The organism is Pseudomonas sp. NPDC087346 (assembly GCF_044744235.1).
Taxonomy (GTDB): Bacteria; Pseudomonadota; Gammaproteobacteria; order Pseudomonadales; family Pseudomonadaceae; genus Aquipseudomonas.
Genome location: NZ_JBIUXX010000147.1, coordinates 1 through 3,261, shown reverse-complemented (window position 1 = coordinate 3,261; position 3,261 = coordinate 1). Strand labels below are relative to the sequence as shown.

The 3,261-nt window shown below is 59.1% G+C and carries 3 protein-coding genes and 1 pseudogene; all 4 read left to right on the top strand.

Translation table 11 applies throughout. The features are described 5' to 3' along the window. Positions 1-16 precede the first annotated feature (16 nt). The 4 genes and pseudogenes from nuoI (at position 17) to nuoL (ending at position 3,237) form a co-directional block, all read left to right on the top strand. A complete protein-coding gene (gene nuoI / locus ACIOZM_RS31555) occupies positions 17-565 on the top strand; it encodes an NADH-quinone oxidoreductase subunit NuoI (protein ID WP_129394527.1) in 549 nt (182 codons plus the stop codon). Between the two features lie 9 nt (positions 566-574). Next, on the top strand, positions 575-1,075 hold the full coding sequence (nuoJ, locus tag ACIOZM_RS31550) for an NADH-quinone oxidoreductase subunit J (RefSeq protein ID WP_401221539.1): 501 nt from the start codon (positions 575-577) through the stop codon (positions 1,073-1,075). A 3-nt stretch (positions 1,076-1,078) separates the two neighbouring features. Then, positions 1,079-1,387, top strand: coding sequence for an NADH-quinone oxidoreductase subunit NuoK (nuoK, locus tag ACIOZM_RS31545; RefSeq protein WP_003223790.1), 309 nt, complete (start codon positions 1,079-1,081; stop codon positions 1,385-1,387). Further along, a pseudogene (gene nuoL, locus ACIOZM_RS31540) lies at positions 1,384-3,237 on the top strand (NADH-quinone oxidoreductase subunit L). The gene nuoK and the pseudogene nuoL overlap by 4 nt, the downstream one beginning before the upstream one ends. The last annotated feature ends 24 nt before the right edge of the window (positions 3,238-3,261 follow it).

The window sequence follows — 3,261 nt, the reverse complement described above, 5'->3', positions numbered from 1 at the left end:
AGTGAGGATTTGACCCATGTTCAAATATATTGGCGACATCATTAAGGGTACCGGTACCCAGTTGCGCAGCCTGGTCATGGTCTTCGGCCATGGCTTTCGCAAGCGTGACACCCTGCAATACCCGGAAGAAGCGGTCTACCTGCCACCGCGTTACCGTGGCCGCATCGTTCTGACCCGCGACCCCGATGGCGAAGAGCGTTGCGTAGCCTGCAACCTGTGCGCCGTGGCTTGCCCGGTAGGTTGCATCTCGCTGCAAAAAGCTGAAACCGAAGACGGTCGCTGGTACCCGGACTTCTTCCGTATCAACTTCTCGCGCTGCATTTTCTGCGGTCTCTGCGAGGAAGCCTGTCCGACCACCGCAATCCAGTTGACTCCGGATTTCGAGATGGCCGAGTTCAAACGTCAGGACCTGGTGTACGAGAAAGAAGATCTTTTGATCTCCGGCCCCGGCAAAAACCCTGATTACAACTTCTATCGTGTTGCAGGTATGGCAATCGCTGGCAAGCCGAAAGGCGCCGCCCAGAACGAAGCCGAACCGATCAACGTGAAGAGCTTGCTGCCTTAAGGAAGAACGATGGAATTCGCTTTCTATTTCGCATCGGGTATCGCTGTTGTGGCCACGCTACGTGTGATCACCAACACCAACCCCGTGCACGCCCTGCTCTACCTGATCATCTCGTTGATCGCCGTGGCCATGACCTTCTTCGCACTCGGCGCGCCGTTCGCCGGTGTGCTGGAAGTGATCGCCTACGCCGGCGCCATCATGGTGCTGTTCGTGTTCGTGGTGATGATGCTGAACCTGGGGCCTGCCTCGGTTCAGCAAGAACGCGTGTGGCTCAAACCGGGCATCTGGATCGGCCCGGTCGTGCTCGCAGCGCTGCTGCTGGCTGAACTGCTGTATGTGCTGTTCAGCCATTCCAGTGGCGCCGCCATTGGTCAAACCACTGTGGACGCGAAAGCCGTGGGCATCAGCCTGTTCGGTCCGTACCTGCTGGTGGTCGAACTCGCCTCGATGTTGCTGCTCGCCGCAGCCGTCACGGCGTTCCATTTGGGCCGCAACGAGGCGAAGGAGTAATTCATGCCTGCTATCCCTCTCGAACATGGTCTGGCGGTTGCCGGCATCCTGTTCTGCCTCGGCCTGGTTGGCCTGATGGTTCGCCGTAACATTTTGTTCGTGTTGATGAGTCTGGAAGTGATGATGAACGCCTCTGCCCTGGCCTTCATCGTTGCGGGCGCCCGTTGGGGCCAGCCGGATGGACAGATCATGTTCATCCTGGTGATCAGTCTGGCAGCCGCCGAGGCCAGTATTGGTCTGGCGATCCTGCTGCAACTGTATCGCCGCTTCCACACGCTCGATATCGACGCTGCCAGTGAGATGCGCGGATGAACCTACTCTTTCTGACTTTCGTATTCCCTCTGATCGGGTTCCTGCTGCTGTCGTTTTCTCGCGGCCGCTTCTCGGAAAACCTCTCGGCGCTGATCGGTGTCGGCTCCATCGGCTTGTCTGCCATCGTCGCGGCTTACGTGATCTGGCAATTCAACGTCGCGCCACCGGAAGGTGGCGCCTATGTCCAGGTGCTGTGGCGCTGGATGTCGGTGGAAGGCTTCCAGCCTGACTTCGCGCTGTACCTGGATGGTCTGGCTGTGACCATGCTCGGTGTGGTCGTCGGCGTGGGCTTCCTGATCCACATGTTCGCCTCCTGGTACATGCGCGGTGAAGCCGGTTACTCGCGCTTCTTCGCCTACACCAACCTGTTTATCGCGAGCATGCTGTTCCTGATCCTCGGCGATAACCTGCTGTTCATCTACTTCGGTTGGGAAGGCGTAGGCCTGTGCTCGTACCTGTTGATCGGTTTCTTCTACAGCAACCGCAACAACTTTTTATCCGCACTCTAAGGATTTATAGTGACAGGTTTAGTCGATGTTTTCATTTTCATTGGCCTGTTCATCCTGTTCCAGCAACTGGGCACGCTGAACGTCCAGGAACTACTGGTGAAGGCGCCTCAGCACTTCCAGGCAGGCGACTTCTGGATCGTTCTGGCAACCCTGATGCTGCTGGGCGGCGCGGTCGGTAAATCGGCGCAACTGCCACTGCAAACCTGGCTCGCGGATGCGATGGCCGGCCCTACCCCGGTTTCGGCACTGATCCACGCCGCAACCATGGTTACCGCTGGTGTCTACCTGATCGCCCGTACCCACGGTCTGTTCGCCCTGGCGCCGGACATCCTGCACCTGGTCGGCATCGTTGGTGGTGTGACGCTGGTGCTGGCAGGTTTCGCCGCGCTGGTACAAACCGACATCAAACGTATCCTCGCCTACTCGACCATGAGCCAGATCGGCTACATGTTCCTGGCGCTGGGTGTTGGTGCATGGGATGGCGCGATTTTCCACCTGATGACCCACGCCTTCTTCAAGGCCCTGCTGTTCCTTGCTTCCGGTGCGGTGATCGTTGCCTGCCACCACGAGCAGAACATCTTCAAGATGGGCGGTCTGTGGAAAAAACTGCCACTGGCCTACGCCAGCTTCATCGTCGGCGGCGCGGCACTGTCTGCCCTGCCACTGGTCACCGCAGGCTTCTACTCCAAGGACGAAATCCTCTGGGAAGCGTTCGCCAGCGGCAACCACGGTCTGCTTTACGCAGGTCTGGTCGGTGCGTTCATGACTTCGCTGTACACCTTCCGCCTGATCTTCATCGCGTTCCACGGTGAAGCCAAGACCGAAGCCCACGCAGGTCACGGCATCACTCACTGGCTGCCACTGTCGGTGCTGATCGTGCTGTCGACCTTCGTCGGCGCGATGATCGTTCCACCGCTGCACGGCGTACTGCCAGAAAGCGTTGGGCATGCCGGCGGCGAAGCCAAGCACAGTCTGGAAATCGCTTCGGGCGCCATCGCCCTGGCCGGTATCCTGCTGGCCGCGCTGCTGTTCCTCGGCAAGCGTCGCTTCGTGACTGCCATCGCCAACAGCGGCATCGGCCGTTTCCTTTCGGCCGGGTGGTTCGCAGCCTGGGGCTTCGACTGGATCTACGACAAACAGTTAGTCAAGCCGTACCTAGCGATCAGCCACATGCTGCGCAAAGACCCGCTCGACCAGACCATCGGTCTGATCCCGCGTATGGCCAAGGGTGGTCACACTGCCCTGAGCCGCACCGAGACCGGTCAACTGCGTTGGTACGCTGCTTCGATGGCTGCTGGTGCCGTGCTGGTCATTGGCGCCATCGTGCTGGTAGCGGTCTGATATGAACCTTGCGAATTTGCGAAA

What these genes read in the sequence shown, in the direction of transcription:
- nuoI (WP_129394527.1), top strand. Translation starts at nt 17, where the DNA reads ATGTTCAAATATATTGGCGACATCATTAAGGGTACCGGTACCCAGTTG.
- nuoJ (WP_401221539.1), top strand. Translation starts at nt 575, where the DNA reads ATGGAATTCGCTTTCTATTTCGCATCGGGTATCGCTGTTGTGGCCACG.
- nuoK (WP_003223790.1), top strand. Translation starts at nt 1,079, where the DNA reads ATGCCTGCTATCCCTCTCGAACATGGTCTGGCGGTTGCCGGCATCCTG.